At 74.6% G+C, this 17,768-nt stretch carries 10 protein-coding genes; 7 read left to right on the plus strand and 3 right to left on the minus strand.

Features of this window, described 5'->3' with window-relative positions:
• The first annotated feature begins 14 nt into the window (after positions 1-14).
• Positions 15-1,016 carry a hypothetical protein gene (locus AC0HI0_RS09870; RefSeq protein ID WP_480931989.1) on the plus strand — a complete coding sequence of 334 codons (1,002 nt, stop codon included), beginning with the start codon at positions 15-17 and terminating at the stop codon, positions 1,014-1,016.
• Between the two features lie 211 nt (positions 1,017-1,227).
• Positions 1,228-2,262 carry a peptidoglycan recognition protein family protein gene (locus tag AC0HI0_RS09875; RefSeq protein ID WP_480931990.1) on the plus strand — a complete coding sequence of 345 codons (1,035 nt, stop codon included), beginning with the start codon at positions 1,228-1,230 and terminating at the stop codon, positions 2,260-2,262.
• 1 nt (position 2,263) lies between these two features.
• Here AC0HI0_RS09875 and AC0HI0_RS09880 read toward each other — a convergent pair whose 3' ends face one another.
• A complete protein-coding gene (locus AC0HI0_RS09880; RefSeq protein ID WP_480931991.1) occupies positions 2,264-4,615 on the minus strand; it encodes an ATP-binding protein in 2,352 nt (783 codons plus the stop codon).
• A complete protein-coding gene (locus AC0HI0_RS09885; RefSeq protein WP_480931992.1) occupies positions 4,612-7,911 on the minus strand; it encodes a right-handed parallel beta-helix repeat-containing protein in 3,300 nt (1,099 codons plus the stop codon). Before AC0HI0_RS09885 ends, AC0HI0_RS09880 begins: the two co-directional genes overlap by 4 nt.
• A 145-nt stretch (positions 7,912-8,056) precedes the next feature.
• Here AC0HI0_RS09885 and AC0HI0_RS09890 point away from each other — a divergent pair, with 145 nt between their 5' ends.
• Positions 8,057-9,223 (plus strand): S8 family serine peptidase, encoded by a 1,167-nt coding sequence (locus AC0HI0_RS09890; protein WP_480931993.1) that lies wholly within the window; start codon positions 8,057-8,059, stop codon positions 9,221-9,223.
• Between the two features lie 897 nt (positions 9,224-10,120).
• Here AC0HI0_RS09890 and eccCa read toward each other — a convergent pair.
• Positions 10,121-14,089 carry a type VII secretion protein EccCa gene (eccCa, locus tag AC0HI0_RS09895; protein ID WP_480931994.1) on the minus strand — a complete coding sequence of 1,323 codons (3,969 nt, stop codon included), beginning with the start codon at positions 14,087-14,089 and terminating at the stop codon, positions 10,121-10,123.
• Between the two features lie 129 nt (positions 14,090-14,218).
• Between eccCa and eccD the strand changes: the two genes are divergently transcribed.
• The 4 genes from eccD (at position 14,219) to AC0HI0_RS09915 (ending at position 17,760) form a co-directional block, all read left to right on the plus strand.
• A complete protein-coding gene (gene eccD / locus AC0HI0_RS09900; protein WP_480931995.1) occupies positions 14,219-15,589 on the plus strand; it encodes a type VII secretion integral membrane protein EccD in 1,371 nt (456 codons plus the stop codon).
• A gap of 3 nt (positions 15,590-15,592) precedes the next feature.
• Positions 15,593-16,993, plus strand: coding sequence for a type VII secretion protein EccB (eccB, locus tag AC0HI0_RS09905; protein ID WP_480931996.1), 1,401 nt, complete (start codon positions 15,593-15,595; stop codon positions 16,991-16,993).
• A gap of 105 nt (positions 16,994-17,098) precedes the next feature.
• Positions 17,099-17,455, plus strand: a complete 357-nt coding sequence (locus AC0HI0_RS09910) for a WXG100 family type VII secretion target (protein WP_480931997.1) — start codon at positions 17,099-17,101, stop codon at positions 17,453-17,455.
• 14 nt (positions 17,456-17,469) lie between these two features.
• Complete coding sequence (locus AC0HI0_RS09915) at positions 17,470-17,760, plus strand: WXG100 family type VII secretion target (RefSeq protein WP_480931998.1); 291 nt, start codon at positions 17,470-17,472, stop codon at positions 17,758-17,760.
• Positions 17,761-17,768 lie beyond the last annotated feature (8 nt).

A 17,768-nucleotide genomic window follows, 5' to 3' on the forward strand; every position in this document is an offset into this window, starting at 1 on the left:
ATCGAGTGACTGCGGTGCCTGGCGAAACGGAGATCAGGGTGGGCGAGCACGGGTTCGAGGATCCGCTGAAGCAGTTGAGCGAAGAGTGGGCCTTGGAGGCCGAGCGGCGAGCCGTGCGGGACGACCTGGTGGCCCGGCTCAAGGTCCGTCGACGGCGGCGGACCAGGCTCATCGTGTTGGCGGTGGTGATCGCGGTGGGGGCCGGGTGGGTGGTCGTCCGGCGGCCGTGGGAGGCGGAGTCGTCGGTGGCCGAGGCCGGTGACGCGGCGACGACCACGGCGGTCGCGACCACGTTGGCCAAGCCGCGTTACGACCCGAACGCGCCGTTCGTCGGCACACCAGCCGCGGGCTGGGCGGACGGTGAAACGGGGCTGGTGGGGGGACCCGGGGAAGCGGTGGGGCAGTACTCGGCGGAGCAGGTCGTGGACGCCTACGCGCAGGTTCGGCGGGCGCTGGTCGCGGCACGGCTGGATCGCGCGATGCTCGAAACGCACGACAGCACGGCGTTGGTCGCGGCGGTGGCCGAGGACCAGCGGGAGTGGTTCCGGCAGCGGTTCGCGGCCGGGGGTGACGACGCCCGGGGGTTGGCGTCGCGGGTCGCGAAGGGCAGTCGGCTGTCCACCGTCTCGCCCAAGGTGAACGGCACCATGCGGGCCGAGGTCGGGGCGGACGGGGAGTTGGTCGTGAAGACCGACTTCATCTTCGCCTACGCGTTCGCGGCGGATCACCCGGACCTGGTGTCGGGTCCGCTGGACGTGGTCGTGGTCCAGCGGTCGCAGGCCGAGTACGCGGTGGTGTTCCCGGGCAAGGTCCGGGAGTCGAGCGTCGGGGTCTGGTACCGGGGGTCGTCGGGCTACCTGTTCTCGATGGCGTGCGGCGCGGCGAAGGAGGGGTTCCTGGCACCGTGGCTGTCCGAGCGCACCAACTCGGGCCTCGCCGACAAGGACAACCGGTCGCCGGAAAGCTACTTCGACCTGACCCAGTCCGTCGAGGTCGGCCGCAGTTGCACGACCTGATCCCCGACCAATGAGGACGCCGATTCGCTTGTCGCGGAGGACGCCGATTCGCTTGTCGCGCCGGATGGCCGGTGTTCCACAGTGGATGGTGCCGGGTGTGCGACGTGCCGGGTGTCGCCGGTCGGCGAAATGATCTAGCGTGGGGGCGGAACTCCTTTGTAGGTAGGCAGAAAAGGCAGAACAGGCAGAAGTGGGGGCACGAATGCCGGAGATGTCGCGACGGGCGGCGTTCCAGTTGACGGTGGGCGCGGCGGCGGCGCTCACCGTCGGTTCGGCGGGGACGGCCGGGGCCTCGGGGACGCCTGCCGGGCGCGTCCTGTCGGCCGGGCGGCACCGGCAGGGCCTCACGGGCACCGCCGCGCGCGGCTACGTGAACGTCACGCCCGCGCCCAAGGCGTGGCGGACGCGCACCGCCGACGGCTGGGGTGCCTGGCGCACGACGGCGTCCTGCCCGGCGGGGCGCGACGAGCCGGGTGGCGGGGCGCTCCTGCCGATCGGCGACGGGGCGCTGGAGTACGAACTCGACCTGGCGACGCCCGCCGCGGTGGCACCGGTCAGCGCGGCCGGCCGGACCGCGCGTCCCGCCGACGGCGTCCGGATCGCGGGCCAGGAACTGCACCGGCCGTACTACTCGCGGTCCGCGTGGGGCGCGGACGAAGCGCTGCGGTTCGCCGAGGACGGCACCGAGCGCTTCCCGGCCGCGTACTTCCCGGTGCAGACGCTGACCGTGCACCACACCGCGCTCCCGGTCGGCCCGGACCCGGCCGCCGACGTGCGGGCGATCTACCGCGACCACACCGTGCACCGGGAGTTCGGCGACATCGGCTACCACCTGCTGATCGACCCGTCCGGGTCGGTCTACGAAGGGCGCTGGTCCGGGGTCGACCACCTGCCGGTGTTCGGGCCGTGGCGGCCCGGCCGGCCGCTGCTGATGTGCAACGCCGCCCACGTGGGCGGGTACAACGCGGGCAACGTCGGCGTCTGCGTCATGGGCGACTTCACCTCGGCCCCGCCGACCCCCGCCGCGCTGCGGTCCCTGGTCGCGGTGTTGGCGCTGATCGCGGGCCCGTCCGGGCTGGACCCGTTGGGCACCACCGATTACGTCAACCCCATCAGCGGCAGCACGGCCACCGTGCGGACCATCTCCGGCCACCGGGACTGGCTGGCCACGGAGTGTCCGGGCAACACCTTCCACCCCGGGCTGCCCGAGATCCGGCGGCGCGTCGCGGAACTGCTCGGCGGCTGACTCACGCCTGCTCGTCGTGCAGGTCGGCGCACAACGACAGCGCGCGTTCACGGTGGACGCGCGCTGTCGCCAGGTCACCGGACTCGGCCGCCAGCGAGGCCAGTTCGCGCAGCGCGCCGATCTGCTTGCGCGGCTGGCCGATCCGTTCGAACAGCGACAGCGCCGACGTCAGGCGGGCGTGCGCGCGGTCGGGCTCGTCCCGGCCGCGCAGCAGCACCCCGCAGAACTGCGACGCGCGGGCGTGGCCCATCGCCGCTCCGTTGGCGCGGAACAGTTCCAGCGATTCCTCGCACTGCCGCAACGCCAGGTCCGTCGAGCCCAGCGCCGCCAGGTTCTGCGCCGACCACAGCAACAGGTACGCGCGCATGTTCGTGTCCACGGGGGTCGCGCGCGTCCCCGGTTCCTCGCGGAAGTAGTCGACGCAGGTCGCGAACTCCCCGGCCGCCTCGTCGAACCTGCCGCCCAGGTGCAGCACGCCGGCCCGGTGCGCGCGGGCGACGTGCAGGCCGAGCGGGAAGTCCGCCCGGTCGAACAGGTCCAGCGCCTCGTCGAACAGGGCGTGCGCGGCGCGCAGGTCGGTCCGCCGCGACGAGTTGGCCAGGTGCATCCGGGCCCAGCCCTGCTCGCGCAGGCAGCCCGCCGCGACCGCCGCCTCCCACGCCCGCCCGGCCATCCGGACCGCGTCGCCCTTGCGCCCCAGGATGTTCAGCTGCGTCCACGACATCAGGTTGCGCTGCACGGCCTCGGCGTGCTTGCAGCCCAGCGCCAACGCGGCGTCCAGACCCAGCCGGAAGACCTCGTGCCACAGCGCGGACGTGCCGCCGAACTCCGGGTACCAGCGCATCGCCGCGGTCAGGTCGACCACCTCGCGGTGCCCGCCGCGCGCCGCGGTCGAGCGCACGGCGGGCAGCCAGTTCGCCGATTCGGCCTCCAGCCACCGGGCCGCGCCGACGTGGTCGGCGTACCACGGGCAGGCGGGCGGTTCCCGGGTCTCCCACGACGGCTGGAAGTGGCCGCCCGCCCGGGTCGCGGTGTGCACCAGCCACCGGGCCAGGCGCTGCTCGGCGTCGCGCACCTCGCGCGGCGTCTCGTCCCGGGCCAGCCGTTCGGCGGCGAACACGTGCAGCAGGTGGTGGAACTGGTAGCGGCCCTCCTGCTGGGCCGGCTGCAACAGGCTCGCGTCGGCCAGCCCCTCCAGCACCGCCGTGGCCTCGTCCTCGTCCCGCGCGCCGGTCAGCGCGGCGACCGCGCCCGCCGAGAAGTCCGCGCCCGGCACCAGGCTGAGCCGGCGGAACGCCGTGGTGGCGGCCGGGCCGAGCTGCCGGTAGGACAACTCGAACACGCCGCGCACGTCCAGGTCGCCGGCGGTCAGCCCGGTCAGCCGCCGGGTGCGCAGCTGCCCGACCAGGCGGCCGACGTGCCACTGCGGGCGGCTCGCCAGCCGGTTGCCCGCGATGCGCAGCGCGAACGGCAGCCGCCCGCACAGCTCGACCAGCTCGTCCGCCTCGGCCCGCTGCGCCGCCACCCGGTCCGCCCCGGCGATGCCCGCGAGCAGGGCCACCGCGTCGTCGGTGCCCAGCACGTCGAGGACGTGCCGGCGCACGCCCACCAGGCCCACCAGCAACCGCCGGCCGGTCACCAGGGTCAGGCACCGCCGCCCGCCCACCAGCAGCGGTCGCACCTGGGCCTCGTCGGCGGCGTCGTCCAGCACGATCAGCGCGGCGCGGTCGCGCAGCAGCCACCGGCACAGGGCCGTCCGCTGCTCCTCGTCCGACGGGATCCGCACCACGTCCACGCCCAGCGCCCGCAGCACCAGGTACAGCACGTCGGCCGGCCGCGCCGGGTCGGCCGACATCCCGCGCAGCTTCAGGAACAGCGGGCCGTCCGGGAACAGCGCGGCCATCCGGTGGGCGGCGTGGACCGCGAGGCTGGTCTTGCCGGTGCCGGGGGAGCCGCCGAGCACCACGACGCTGCCCGTGTGCCGCCGGCCGGACGCCGCCTCCCCGGCGGCGTCGAGCAGGTCCGCGAGGACGTCCCGCCGCCCCACCAGGTCGTGCAGGTCGGGCGGCAGGGCACCGGTCGCGGCCCCGGTGAAGACCGGCGGCCGCGGCGCGGGTCCGGGCCTGCTCCGCCGGGCCGCCGCGAGGAACGGCACCAGCTCGGCGTCGGCCAGCCCGAGCGGGCCCGCCAACGCCTCGACGGTGCGCCGCTGCGGGTTCCGGGCGATCCCGCGCTCCATGTCGCTGATGGCCCGCACGCTCACACCCGCCGCGTCGGCGAGTTCCTGCTGGGTGAGCCCGCGATCCCGGCGGTGGGCCCGCAGGAGCGGGCCGAAGTCGTGCTCCGGTGTCACGGCAGGTCCGCGGGCACCAGCAGCCGCAGTTGGTGCAGGGTGGGCGCGGGGAGCGAGCTGAGCCGGCCCGCCTGCCTGGTCATCATCGTCTCCATGACCTGACGGGCGTAGCGCGCGTTGCCGAACGTCTCGTCGCGGTGCACGGCGTCGAAGTGCCCGCGCAGCGCGGCGACGGTGTCCGGCGCGCACTCGTACCCGTTGGACGTGGCCATCCGGTGCACGATCGTGACGAGGTCGTCGGTGCCGTAGTTGGCGAACTCCACGTGCCGCGAGAACCGCGACGCCAGACCGGTGTTGGACGCCAGGAACGCCCGCATCTCCGCCGAGTACCCGGCCACGATCACCACCGTGTCGTCGCGGTGGTCCTCCATGAGCTTCACCAGGGTGTCCACCGCCTCCTGGCCGAAATCACCGCCCGACGCGCCGGCCGGGGTGAGGGTGTACGCCTCGTCGATGAACAGCACGCCGCCCCGGGCGTTCTCGAACGCCTCGCGGGTCAGGTGCGCGGTGTGGCCGATGTACCGGCCGACGAGGTCCGCGCGCGCCACCTCGACCAGGTGCCCCTTGCGCAGCACGCCCAACGCGGCCAGCAGTTCGCCGTACAGCCGGGCGACCGTGGTCTTGCCGGTGCCGGGAGCGCCCGCGAACACCAGGTGCTGGCTGATCGCGGGCACCGGGAGCCCGGCCTGCCTGCGCCGGCGGGCCGTGGCGATGAGGTTCACCAGGTCGTTGATCGCCTCCTTGACCTCGCCCAGGCCGATCATCGCGTCCAGCTTCTGGCGCAGCGCCGCCAGGCCGGCCTCGTCGCCGGCGGTCGCGCCCGCGTCCTCGCCGCCGGGCACGTCCGACGGCAGCAGCAGCGACAGGCTCTGGTCGTCCACATCGGACCGCTCGGCGAGCCGGAACGCCTGCCGGTCCACCATTTCCTCGAACACCTTGCGGGCGTCGCGGCCGTTGCCGAAGTCGTGGCCGCGCTCGATGCGCCCGAAGTGCGCGGCCAGGGCCGCGCCGGTCTCCTCCGGCACCTGGTACTGGTGCGCGGCGCACATCCGCTCCACGATCGTGACCAGCTCGCCGGTCGTGTAGTTCTCGAACTCGACGGTGCGGGTGAACCGGGACGCCAGGCCGGGGTTGGACTGGAGGAACGTCGCCATCTCCGGCGAGTAGCCGGCGGCGACCACGACCAGCTCGTCGCGGTGGTCCTCCATCAGCTTCACCAGCGTGTCGACGGCCTCACGCCCGAAGTCGTGGCCGGAACCGCCGGTCTGCGCGGTGAGCGTGTACGCCTCGTCGATGAACAGCACGCCGCCCAACGCCTTGGTGAACGTCTCCGTGGTCTTGATCGCGGTGCCGCCGATGATCTGCGCGACCAGGTCCGCGCGCGCCACCTCGACCAGGTGGCCGCTGCGCAGCACGCCCAGCTCGGCGAGGATGCTGCCGTACAGGCGGGCCACGGTGGTCTTGCCGGTGCCGGGCGGCCCGGCGAAGATCAGGTGCCGGCTGGTCGGCGGCGCGATCAACCCCGCCTGCTGCCGCCTCCGGGCCATCTCGTTGAGGTTCACCAGGGTCTTCACCTGGTGCTTGACGGCGGTCAGCCCGACCAGCGCCTCCAGCTGCGCCAACGGTTTGTCGGCCTCGGCGCCCCCGGCGGGCGCCGGGCTGGGCTCCTGCGCCACGGCCTGGGTCGCGGCGGCCGTGCTGCCGTCCACGTCCGGCGCGCCGTTGCCCCGGCTGGTCAGGTTCTCCACGCTCAACCGCGCGGACGGCACCGTCACCCGCAGCCCGCTGCCGGTGTTGTCCGCCGTCGTGCAGTCGACCAGGGTCACCGGCTCCGCGGTCTCCGCGCGCACGCCGTCGCGGCCGTTGCCGCTCACGTCGGCCGCGGTCAGCTTGGCCCGCGCACCGCCCGCCAGGTGCACGCCGTGCCCGCCGGAGCGGCGCACCCGCGACCGGGTCAGCACCAGCTCGCCGCCGTCCTCGACGCGCACGCCGTCCCCGGTCGACTCGCCGATCTCGCAGTCCCGCAACGATCCCACGCCACCCGGGCCGACCAGCACGCCGGCCGCGCCCGACCGGTGCACCCGCAGCGAGCCCACGTACGGGTTGCCGCCCTCGGACAGGCTCAGCCCCGACCCGCCCGCGCCGCGCACCTCGCAGTCCTCCAGCCGGCCGCGCCCGTTGCCGGTCACCTCGATCCCGTGGCCCCGGCAGCCGTCCAGGGTCGCGCGGCGCAGCAGCGGGTTCGCGCCCGCGTCCACGACCACGCCGTGCCCGGCGGTGTCCCGGATCTCGATCCGGTCGAACTCGGCGGTCGCGGCCCCGGTGATCAGCACGCCGACCGACTTGCCGCCGTCCACCGCGGTCCGGCTGAACGACGGGCTGCTCGACTCGTCCACGTGGATGCCCGCGCCGACCGGGTTGGCGACCTCGCACTCCTCGAACGTGCCGCGCGACTTGCCGGCCACCCGGATGCCGACCCCGCCCGTGGCGGTCGTGCGGCAGCGGCGCAGGGTCGGGTCGGAGCCCTCCGCGACGGTGATCCCGTCGCCGCCGGTGCCCGACACCCGGCAGTCCTCCAGGACCGGTGACGCGCGCGTGCTCAGGAACACCCCGATCGCGGTGTCGCTCACCGACGTGTCCAGCACGTGCGTGGCGCTGTCCTCCTCCAGCGCGATGCCGGGGCGCTGGGTGCCGGAGATCTCGCAGTTCTGCACGGTGCCCCGGGCCCGGCCGTTCGCGCACACGCCGTTGCCGCCTGCGTGACGCAGGGTGCTGTTGCGCACCACCGGGTTGCCGCGATCGGCGATGACGACGGCGGAGGTGCCCACGTGCTCGACCGTGCAGTCCTCGATGGTGCTGGCCATGGGCGAGGTCACCACGATCCCGGCGCCGGCCGGGTTGGTCACCCGGCAGCCGCGCATCGCCAGCGACCCCGAATCGCGCGCCAGCACGGCCGTCCAGCCCGCGCCGACCACCTCGCAGTCCTCGACGGCCGCCTGGCCCCGGGCCACGTCGAGGGCGGGCAGCTCCTCGTGCAGCCCGCGCAGCACCAGGCCGGTGAGCTTCACCGCCTCGGCCTCCAGCCGGACCACGCTGTCCCCGCGCGCCACGACCTCCACGCTGCCGGCGGCGTCCCCGGCGGCGATGGTGACCACCTTGGTCACCGTGAGGGACTCGTCGTAGCGGCCGGGCAGCACGGAGATCACCGTGCCGTTGCGCGCGTCGAGCAACGCGGCGGAGATCGTGCGGTACCCGTCGTTCTGCTGCCGGTCCACCACGAGCACGTGCCGTGACACGGGAACTCCCCTCGTCTGTCGTCGGGCGTGGGCCCACCGCTCCACACCGGCCAACGTGGCGGGCCCGCCATCCGGTTCACCCGGGCCGGTTCCTGCCGGTGGTTCTTCATGTCGGCGGTCCCGGGACCCGTGGTGCGATGGCCCGATGAGGCGACAGCTGGCGGCGACGTGCGTCGCGTTCACCCTCGTGGCAACGCCCGGCACGGCGTCCGCGCGATCCACCGACCTGCCGCAGATCCCGCAGGTGCTGCGGGCGGGGCAGCCGTGCACCGGCTCGTCCGGCCGGACGGTGGCCGAACCGCCGTGGCAGCAGCAGGTGCTGGGCGCGGCGGCGGTGTGGCCGCTGACCACCGGGCAGGGCGTCCCGGTCGCGGTCGTGGACACCGGGGTCGACCTGTCGGTCCTGCCGGGCCGCGCGTCGGCGGTGGGGGAGGGCGGCGCGGACTGCGTCGGGCACGGCACGGTCGTGGCCGGGATCGTCGCCGCCGCGCGCCAGGACGGCGACGGGTTCGCCGGTCTCGCGCCGGGCGCGCGGGTGCTGGCGGTCCGCGCCACCGACGACCGGGGCGCGGTCACGGCGGCGGGCCTGGCGTCGGCGATCGACGCGGCGGTGGCGGCGGGCGCGCGGGTCGTGTGCGTCGCCCCCGTGGTCGGCGACGCGGCCCCGGCGCTGCGCCAGGCCGTGGAACGCGCCCTCGCGGCGGGTGCCGTGGTGGTCGCGGCGACCGGGCCGGACACCGAGCCGCGCAAGGACGACGTGCCCGCCGGCCTGGTCTACCCGGCCGGGTTCCCCGGCGTGCTGCCGGTGGTGGCGATCGGGCCGGACGGCAAGTCCACTCCGGACGGTGTGGGCGGGTCGCTGGCCGCGCCGGGGACGCTGGTGGTCGGCGTGGGACCGGGCGGCGGCAAGGTGGTGGGCTCCGGGTCGGCGTTCGCGGCCGGGTTCGTCGCCGCGGCGGCCGCCCTGGTGTGGGCGTACCGGCCGGAGGTCAGCGGGCCCGAGGTGGCCAAGCGGCTGCGCGCGACGGCGTACCGGCAGGCCGGGCGGGCGGTGGTCGACCCGCTGGCGGCCGTGACCTCGGGTTCGCAGACCGGCGCGCGGCCGGACCCGGAACGCCCGCCGTTGACCGTCGCCGCGCCGCCGGACGTGGCGGGCGCGCGGTCGGACGCGGTGGTGGTGTCCGGAGTGGTCGTCGGCGCGGCGCTGCTGCTGGGCGCGCTGGCCGTGGTGATCCCCAGGGGACGCCGTCGCGGCTGGCGCGGCGCGTGGGCCGACCGGGCTCAGGGATCAGTTCAGAAGGAGTTTTCGTAGGCAGATGATCGGGCGGGTCAGGCTGGGGATCGCCTGGTGGACGTCGGCTCGGCGTTCGGTGCGGACGCGGGGTCGTCGGAGGCCCTTGGGTGGAGTGAAGGTACGTCCGACGGGCCATCGGCTGCGGCCGAGGTCGGAGCCGTGTTCGACGCGGCGGTGGGCGATCACGGGCGTGATGTCGCGGGTGCGGACCAGGCGGCGGTGCTTGTCGTGGTCGCGGTCGTGGTCGCGGTGGGCGTGGAGCCGGTGCGGGCGTCGCCTGGGCTTGTCGACCGCCCCGCGGATCGGAGGGACCGCATCGATCAACGGGATCAACCGGGTGACATCGTTGCGGTGTCCACGTGTCGGCGTGGCGGCGAGTGGGATGCCGGTGGCGTCGGTGGTCAGGTGGTGCCTGGGGCCCGGTCTGCGCGGGTCGATCGGGCTCGGCCCGGTGTGCTCCCCCTTGTGAGGGCGCGCGGATGTGTCGAGTCCTCCCGCGCGGTGGACAGGTCCAGCGGCCCGGCGGTGCGCAGTTCGGCGAGCAGGCGTTCGTGCAACCGTTGCCACACGCCGGCCTCGTGCCACTTGGTCGACCGCCGCCGACACGTCGCGCCCGACACCCCAGCTCAGTTTGGACGGCGTCGATCGGCGGCACCGGTCGGGTGAGGTCGTTGCGGTGGCGCCCGGTGTGCTCCCACATGGTGGAAACGCCTCGGGCGCAACGGGATCATCGGCCCGAGCCGTGCCCGCGGCTCGTCGGTCGGGACCACCTCGCGTACGGGACGATGGGGGAACACACTGCAGCAGTGGCAAAGCCGACACGCCAACTCATCGTGAACCGATCTCTTGGCGGCTCCCGGCCGCAGGCCCGTCACGCCGACCGCCCAGGGCGCGGGGCGGCCGGCGTGACGGGGGTCAGTCGCCGGCGAGGTCGGCCTCGTAGGCCGACAGCGCGGTCTGCACCATGGTCGTGCCGCGTCGCGTCACGTACTGGGCCCGGCCCGGGATGAGTTGGCGCGGCTTGACGTTGCCGAACACCGTTCCTTCCGTCGTCGGGCACGACATCAGCACCGCCGGCGTGTTCACCTCGACCAGCCGGCGGAACAGCGGGTCGTTGGAGCCGCGCCCGACACCGTTCGCGCCCCGCGCCACGACCAGGTGCAGCCCCACCGCGCTGCCCTGCGCCAGCGCGTCGAACAGCTGCTGGAACGGGTTCGCCGCCGACGAGGTCACCATGTCGTAGTCGTCCACGACCAGGAACACCTGCGGCCCGGTCCACCAGTCCCGCGCGCGCAGCCGCGCCGGGGTGATCTCCGGGCCCGGCATCCGGGTCTCCACGGCCCGCGCCACGCCGTCCACCAGCTCGCGCACCGGGTCGGCGGCCACCGCGTACCCCAGCCGGTAGGGCTCGGGCACCGCGTCGAACAGGCCGCGCCGGTAGTCGACGGTGATGATCCGGGCCTCTTCCGGCGTGTACCGGGCGGTGACCGCGTCGACCACCAGCCGCAGCAGGTTGGTCTTGCCCGCGCCCACGTCGCCGACCACCAGCAGGTGCGGGTTCTCGTCGAAGTCGTGCCACACCGGGGCCAGCAGTTGGTCGTCCAGGCCGAGCGCGACCCGCACGTCCGCGTCCGGCGCGGGCAGCGCGGCCCGGTCGAGCACGGCGGGCAGCATCCGCACGGGCGGCGCGGACGGCCCCGACCAGGCCGCCGCGATCCGCCGCACGGCGGCGGTGAGCCGGTCGGCCGGTTCACCGTCCTCCTGGAGGGTCGGCAGCGCCAGCAGGAAGTGCAGGTGCTTGTCGGTCAACCCCCGGCCGGGGATCTTCGGCACGGTCGCCGCCGCCCGCATGTTGATCGACGAGTCGACCGGGTCGCCCAGCCGCAGCTCCAGCTGGGTGCCCAGCTGGTCGCGCACGGCGCCGACGATCTCGCTCCACCGGCTGGAGGCCACCACCAGGTGGATGCCGTAGTTGAGGCCGCGCCCGGCCAGCTCGGCGAACACGCCCAGCAGGTCCATGAAGTCCTGCCGGATCGTGGACCAGCCGTCCACCACCAGGAACACGTCGCCGTGCCGCTCGTCGGGGAACTCGCCCGCCGCGCGCATCCGGCGGAACGACGCCATCGAGTCGACGCCGTGCGCGGCGAACAGCCGTTCCCGGTGGGCGAGCAGCGCGGTCACCTCGCCGATCGTGCGGTTGATCCGCTCGACGTCCAGCCGGCCGGTCACCCCGCCGACGTGCGGCAGGTCGCGCAGCGCGTTGAGCCCGCCGCCGCCGAAGTCCAGGCAGTAGAACTGCACCTCGACCGGGCTGTGGGTGACCGCCAGCGCGGTGATGAGCGTGCGCAGCGCGGTGCTCTTGCCGGCCTGCGGTCCGCCCACCACGCCGACGTGGCCGCCACCGCCCGACAGGTCCACCACCAGCGGCTCGCGGGCCTGCTCGAACGGGCGGTCCACCAGGCCGACCGGCACGGTCAGCCCGCCGCGCCCCGGCCAGCCCACCGCGGACAGCCCGTGCGCGGCCGTCTCGACCAGCGGCGGCAGCAGTGCGGCCAGCGAGCCCGGCTCGTCCAGCGGCGGCAGCCACACCTGGTGGGCCGGGGGTCCGCTGTCGAGCAGCCGGCCCACGGCCACCTCCAGCAGGCTCGGCCCGGTCTCGTCCTCGACCGGCGGGTCCGGGTCGGGGGTGGGCGGCGCTTCCCGCCGGGCGGCGAACCCGGCCGTGAACGGCACGATCTGGCGGGCCACGACCGCCTGCTCCACCCCGCGCCGGGTCGTCCGGTACGAGCCGGAGACGTAGGCGGCCTTGAAGCGGTCCAGCGAGCCGATGCCGCTCTTGAGGAACCCGTTGCCGGGGTCGGACGGCAGCTGGTAGGCGTCCGGCACGCCCAGCACGCCCCGGCTCTCCATGGCCGAGAACGTGCGCAGGCCGATCCGGTAGGACAGGTGCGACTCCAACTGGTGGATGCGGCCCTCGTCGAGGCGCTGCGAGGCCAGCAGCAGGTGCACGCCCAGCGACCGCCCCAACCGGCCGATCATGATGAACAGGTCCATGAAGTCGCGGTGCGCGGCCAGCAGCTCGCTGAACTCGTCCACCACCACGAACAGCGTCGGCAGCGGGTCGAGCGGCGTGCCCGCCGCGCGCGCCTTCTCGTAGTCCAGCGCCGAGCTGTAGTTGCCCGCCTTGCGCAGCAGCTCCTGCCGCCGCACCAGTTCGCCGTGCAGCGCCTCGCCCATCCGGGACACCAGCGTGGCCTCGTCGGCCAGGTTGGTGATCACCGCGGAGGTGTGCGGCAGGGCGTCGAGGCCGAGGAACGTCGCGCCGCCCTTGAAGTCGACCAGGACGAAGTTGAGGATCTCCGACGAGTGGGTCAGCGCCAGCGCCAGCACGAGGGTGCGCAGCAGCTCGGACTTGCCGGAGCCGGTCGCGCCGATCAGCATCCCGTGCGGGCCCATGCCGGACTGGGCGGACTCCTTGATGTCCAGGTGGATCGGGTGGCCGTTGCCGCCCAGGCCCAGCGGCACCCGCAGCCGCTCGGCGGGGCGCAGCCGCGCCCACCCGGCGGCGACGTCGTGCGTGTGCAGGTCCTTGATGCCCAGCAGGGCCGTCAGGTCGAAGTCGGCGGCCAGCGGCTCGGCGGAGCGCTGCGGCGCGCCCACCCGGTACGGCGCGAGCCGCATCGCCAGGGCCGTCGCCGAACCCAGGCCCAGCCCGTCCGGCGCGCCCAGGTCGCCCGCCACCTCGTTGTTGTGCTGGTCGACGGTGATCAGCCGCAGCGTCCCGTCCTCGACGCGCAGCCGCAGCGTCTGCGGGTCGTCCCGGTCGGGCAGCGCGCCGGACAGGTCCACCACGGTCGCGTTGCGGTACCCCTCGCCCGCCAGGCGGGACGTGCCGGGCACCGCGACGCCGTCGAGGAACAGGATCAGGCACGGCTCGTCGCGGTCGGGCAGCGCGTCGGGGTCGAACCCGGGCCTGCCCGCGAACTCGTCGCCGAGCGCGGTCTCCAGGTGCGCGACCGACTCCAGCAGCAGCCGGGACGCGCCCGCGCCGTCGGTCTCGGTGGCGTGCTGGTTGTGCGGCAGCCACTTCACCCACTCCCAGTCGGCCCGCCGCTCGGCCGGCGCGAGCACCACGATCCGCAGCTCGGCGGGGGAGTGGAAGACCGCGAGGTGGGCGATCATCGCGCGCGCCAGCGCCCGCGCGCGGTGGTCCTGCCCCTGGCCCGAGGACTGGATCAGGATGCGCGAGAACGACAGCAGGAACACCGCCACCGGCTGGTCGGTGACCGTCGCGTAGGCGTGGATGAAGCGGCGCAGCGCGTGCGCGGACAGCGGCTCCAGGTCGTCCACCGGTTTGGTGGACAGCGGGTTGAGCCGCCACGCCAGCCGCTGCGGGCCCAGCGCCATCCGGATCTCGCCGAAGTCCTCGTCGTCCACGCCGCGCTCCCACATCCGGGAGGTGCCCGGCACGGACCACAGCGACGTCGGGTCGGGGTGCCGCCACGCCAGCGCCTGCCGCTGCCGCACCACGACCTCCCGCACCTTCTTGCGGGACTGCGCCAGGTAGCGCAGGTAGTCGCGGCGGGCGTCGTTGAGCTTCTGCTTGCGCTCGCCCGCGCTGCGCCCCAGCTGGCCGACCAGCATGGCCATCGACGACACCGTCATCAGGCCCGCCGCCAGGTAGCTGAACGCGCCGTTCTCGCCGGGCCGCACGAACAGCAGCACGGTCGCCGTCGAGGACAGCGCCATCGGCAGGTACATCAGCACGGTGCCCGCGCTGCGCTGCACCTCGGGCAGGGTGGGCGGTTCCTGGATGCTCAGCTCGCCCTCGGGCATCTCCGGGCCGGGGCGGCGGGGCCCCTTGCGGAACAGGATTACACTCAACCCGGATTCCTTCCGTTCCGTCGCGGACGCGCTGTGGTGGCAGCTCCGCAACAGGTGACGAAATCCGACCACGCCGCGGTTCACTGCTCTGCGTGCCCGCGCGCCGGTCGTCGACGGAAGGCGCGTGACATGGCGACCACCTCGCCGTCCCCCGGGCTGTGCCGGCTCCGGGTGCGGGGCCCCGACAAGGGCTTCGCGCTCGCGGTGCCCACCGACATACCGCTGGTCGACCTGATGCCGACCATCCTCGGCTACGCCGGGACCGGCCTGGCCGAGCAGGGGCTCGACCACGACGGCTGGATCCTGCAACGACTCGGCGAGCCGCCGCTGGACCAGGAGGCGACCGCCGAGTCGCTCAAGCTGCGCGACGGCGAGACGCTGCACCTGCGGCCGCGCCGGGACCACATCCCGGCCGTGCACTTCGACGACATCATCGACGGGCTGTCCACCGAGGCCCGCGCCCGGCCGGACTCGTGGCGGCCGGCCGCCGCCCGCTGGACGCTGCTGGGCTGCGCGCTGGTCGCGGTGGTGGTGGGCTTCGGCCTGCTGGCCACCTCGACCGGGTCCGGGGAACGGCTGCTCGCCGCCGCCGTCGGCGCGGTGTTCCTGCTGGTGTGCGCGGCGACGGCGGCCCGCGCGCTGGGCGACGGCCCGGCCGGGCTCGCGCTCGGCCTGGCCGCGATCCCGTTCTTCGGGCTGGCCGGCGCGCTGGTCCCGGACGGCCCGGCGGGGGAGGTGCTGTTCGGCGCGCGGGCGCTGGCGGCGAGCGTGACCTGCGCGGGCGCGGCGGCCCTGGCGCTGGCCGCGGTGGCGGGCGCGGCCCCGGTGTTCGTGTCGGTGGCGACGTTCGCCCTGCTGTGCGCGACCGGCGGCCTGGTGATGATGCTCACCGGCGCGAGCGCCGCCGCGTCGGCCGCGGTGATCGCGGTCGTCGCGGTGGTCCTGGGCGCGTTCGTGCCGCGCATCGCGTTCCGGATGGCCGGTCTGCGGTTGCCCGCGCTGCCCACCAACGCGCAGGAACTCCAGGAAGACCTCCAGCCGCACGCCGGCGACGAGGTCGTGGTCCGGGGGAGGATCGCGGACGGGTACGTGACCGCGCTGTTCGCCGCCATCGGCGCGGCGTGCGTGGTGGTGATCACGTTCGTCGCGCCCGACCAGGCGTGGCAGGCCACCGCGTTCGTCGCGGTGCTCAGCGCGTTGCTGCTGGTGCACGGGCGTGCGCTGGGCAGCGTGTGGCAGCGGCTCTCGGTGGTCACGCCGGGGATCTACGGCGTGGTGGCGCTCGTGCTGCACACCGACCGCTCGGTGACCGCCGTGGCGTGCCTGTTCGGGCTGGCCGCCGTGCTGCTGGTGGCGCGCTGGACGCTGCCCGGCCGGCGGGTGGCGCCGCAGTGGGGCAGGCTCGCCGACATCGCGGAGAGCCTGGCCGCGATCTCGCTGCTGCCGCTGGCGCTGTGGCTGCTGGGCGTGTTCGGCTACGTCCGCGGTATCGGGGGCTGACCGGTGAACTCCAAGACCGACCAGGTCCAGGCCCACAAGTTCATGCTGGAGCGGCTGTCCTCGGCGCTGCTCCGGATCGACCCGGACGCCCAGGAGAGCCCGCTGCGGCGCACCTACCGGGGCAGCTTCATCGGCGCGCTGGTCGCCGCGCTGGCGTGCGTCGGGCTGCTGATCTTCGGGCTGGTCTCGCCCGGCGGCAACAAGACGTGGCGGGTCGACGGCGCGCTGGTCGTGGTGGACGAAACCGGGGCGCGCTTCCTGTACGCGGGCGGCCGGCTGCTGCCGGTGCTCAACCTCGTCTCCGCCAAGCTGGTCGCCGGCGACAAGCTGGTGGTGCACCACGTCGCCGAGGCGTCGCTCAAGGACGTGCCGCGCGGCGACCCGCTGGGCATCGTCGGCGCGCCCGACGCGCTGCCGGGGCTGGCCGCCGACCCGTGGGAGGTGTGCGCGTCGATCGGGCGCGACCGGCCGGGCGAGGTCCGGGTGTGGATCGGCGGCCCGCTGTCCGGCACGCCCGTCACCGACGACGAGGCGGTGGTGGCGACCACCCCGGACGGGGCGACCGCCCTGCTCTGGAAGGGGCGGCGGTCGCGGATCGCCACCGACCGCAACGCCTTGGACGCGGTGGACGGTGTCGTGCAGCCGGTGCCGGTGCCCGCGTCGCTGCTCGACGCCCTGCCGGTGGGCCCGGACTTCGCGCCACCGGCGATCGCCGGCCTGGGCGGGCCGGGACCGAAGCTCGGCGCGGTGGACTCCCGCATCGGCCAGCTGTTCACCGTGCACGGCGAGGCGCAGCAGTACGTGGCGACCGCCACCGGCCTGGTGCCGGTCTCGGCGCTGGGCGCGCGCCTGCTCACCGTCGACCCGCAGACCCGCCGCCAGGTTCCGGCGGAGGTGACGGCGCTGCCCGGGCGCGTGGTCAGCGACCACCTGTCCGCCGACCCGAGCCCGGAGCTGCTGTCCGGCGCGCCCCCGCGCGCGGCGAAGCTGGTGGGGCAGCAGGGTTTGTGCGCCCGCGTCACCCCGGACGGCAACACCCCGCGCACGCACGTCGCGCTGGCCGCGACGATGCCCGGCGGCGGTGCGGCGATGTCGCAGCGACCGGGCGTCACGCCGCCGTGCGCGCGCGTGGACCGGATCGGGGTGCGCCCCGGTTCGGGCGCGCTCGTCCGGGCGACGACGGCGGCCGGACGGCCCGGCGACGCGCAGTACCTGGTGGCGGACAACGGGGTGAAGTACCCGCTGCCCGGCGAGGCCGCCCAGACCCTGGGCTACTCCGGCGCGTCCGCGATCGGCCTGCCCGCGCCGCTGCTGGAGCTGCTGGCCACCGGCGGGCCGCTGGACCCGGCGGCGCTGGGCACCGGCGGGACGGTGCTGCCGCCGGTCGGCGTGTGCGGCTCCTGACCGGAGGAACCGCCGGCGGCTTTCTGCCGGTCGATCTTCCTGGTCGGCCGGACCGGCGCTCTGGTGTCCTGTGCGGAGCAACCCGTCCGGAGGAGGAGACCGCCGATGGTCTACAACCCAGCCATCCAGAAGACCGACTCGGGGATGAAGAGCGGTCAGACCGCGCTGGACACGTGCCTGAGCGCCTGCGAGCGCGCGCACGCGAAGGTGACCGACGTCCGCAAGGACCTGAAGGACAACTGGGTGGGCGCGGCCTCCCAGTCGTTCCTGGACAGCTTGACCATGTGGGAGCAGGACTACCGCGACATCGTCGCCGTGCTCGACAAGATCGGCGAGGACGTCAAGTCCAGCGACGTGCAGATGACCAACACCGAGCACGACGCCACGATCGTGTCCAAGAGCGCGTTCTCCGGTGGCGCCGGCAACCACGTCTTCGGGGTCATGGCCCCCGACGCGCGCTGAAGAAGGAGCGGAAAATGGTGGCACAGGACGGTTTCACGGTCAACGCCTACGTGGCGGAGCTGGTCGACCGGATGGCGGGCATCACCAGCGAGATCCGCGGCGCGCTCGACGCGCTCCAGGACGAGATCAAGCCGATGAAGGCCACCTGGTCCGGCGAGGCCGCCGCGGCCTGGGAAACGGCGCAGGGCAACTGGAACACCGAGTTCGACGAGATGACGTCCCGGTTCGGCGGCGCGCAGCTCGCGCTCGGCCACGTGCTGGGCAACTACCAGCACATGGACAAGACGCTCTCGGCGAAGTTCTAGAGCGGCGG

This window comes from Saccharothrix sp. NBAS 001, from assembly GCF_056640475.1.